Raw genomic sequence first — 1,765 nt, 5'->3', positions numbered from 1 at the left:
TCCTGCCTGCTGAATGTGTCCGCTGTAATTGCTGAAAACCGGAACTGTTAGATCAGGTTTCCCTCGCTGGATGACTTTCTGTATCTGTGAAGCCGGCATTCCCAAAAGAAGGAGTTTCTGGCGTGAAGCATCGATCATTGTTTTGTTTGAGCGGTCATTTTTAATAACGAAGAGCAGGTTTTGCTGTGCGGTTAAAAGTTCCGGGCTGTATATATCTAAAATACGCTGCCCTTTCGACACTTTCTGGTATTTATACCGCACATAGAGTTTCTCGATACGGCCCGCAACGCGCGAGGAAATACTGCCAATCTGTCGAGTATCGTATTCTACCGTCCCTAAAGCATCAACCGTGGTGGGTATGTTTTCTCTTTTTACTTTTATTACGGGCTGTTCCGACACTACAAATTCATTGGTTGGTTTCAACAGATCGTCGAGTTTAATCCCCTCTTCCTTTTTTTCAGGGGCATCTTTCAGGACCAAATCCATCCCACATTTGGGACATTTGCCGGGTTTGTCTGAAATCACTTCCGGGTGCATCGGACAGGTATAAGTATGCATTGCAGCTTCTGCCGAGTGCTTATCTTCCCAGAACTTAACTTTGTCACACGCCGTCAAACCAAATAAAAGCATAGTGAATATTATAATTTTTCTCATCTTCTTTCAATTAAGCGGTCAATTTCAGTTTGCGTCTGCAGTGCTTTGGTAAGGATCTCGAAATATTCCAGTTGGGCCATATTCAGCTGTTCCCATGCGTCATATAACATGAAGAGTTCTTCCGTATTCTGCTCATAGCCCAACTGCATGGATTTGTAGTTGTTTTTTAAGGCCGGAATAATGGTGTCTTCATAGAGTTTCAGCTGATTTTTATTCAGGTCCAGTTCATTGCGCATTCCGTAGGCCATTCCGCTGTATTCGTTCACCATCATTTCTTTCTGTGCCTGCAAGGCTTCTTCTTTCAGTTTCAGGCTTTCAATATTGGCTTTATTCATGCCTGAAGCCCAGGATACGAAAGGCAGTTTTGCCATCAGCATCAGAGAAAACTGCATGGGCTGGCCACCAAAACCAAACATGTTTTCGAACTTTACGCCAAATTCCGGCTTTAGATTCTGCTTTTCCAGATCCTGTTTGAGTTTGGCAATATTGATTTCCCGGTCGATGCCGCGGAGATCACTTCTGTTCTGATAAAATAGATCCTGACCAAAAGTCTCGAGAGAATAATCATTCAGGTTGTATTCCGGTTCAATCTCCAGTGGCGCGAGCGGGTCTCTTCCCATGAGGGCATTCAACCGGATCCGGTTGACGCGAAGGTCATTCTCGTACATGAGCTGCATGTTTTTGGAACTGCCAAGCGCAGCTTTTGCTTTGTAATAGGCCGATATTTTACTGAGTCCGTTTTTGTACCGGATTTCGGCGTTTCTGATCATGAAATCCAGCATCTTTTCGTTTTCCTTTACGACCTTCAGCTTTTTATCCAAGACGATTGAACTGTAATACAGTTTTTTGGCATCCTGAAAGTTTTCATTGAGGGCGGCAAAGAGCTTTTCCTTTTCCACAGAGGACATTGCCTTCATCAGATTTTCGTTGGCATCGAGTTTCTTTTTGTTAGGAAACATCTGTTCCACCGAAACTGCTACTGAGCCCATGCCTAGCATATCGCCGTCGCGCTGCCAGAGTTTTGGATTATAGGGCGTCATAAACAACCCGGCTCCAACGGTTGGGGGCATCCAGCTTCTTGCGCCTTTGGCCGCAGCGTCCATTGACCGGA

General features: G+C 44.9%; 2 protein-coding genes. Both read right to left on the bottom strand.

The genetic code is table 11. The features are described from left to right. Positions 1 to 654: efflux RND transporter periplasmic adaptor subunit (locus tag V5N63_RS09900; RefSeq protein WP_332033812.1), on the bottom strand; the 654-nt coding region annotated here is incomplete at its 3' end. Next, a partial coding sequence (locus V5N63_RS09895; RefSeq protein WP_332033811.1) for a TolC family protein occupies positions 651 to 1,765 on the bottom strand: 1,115 nt, incomplete at its 5' end. The genes V5N63_RS09895 and V5N63_RS09900, both read right to left, overlap by 4 nt.

Source organism: Kaistella sp. (assembly GCF_032060305.1).
GTDB classification, from domain to species: domain Bacteria; phylum Bacteroidota; class Bacteroidia; order Flavobacteriales; family Weeksellaceae; genus Kaistella; species Kaistella yananensis.
Note: the sequence above shows the minus strand (reverse complement) of the source record. Positions and strands in the feature narration are given on the sequence as shown.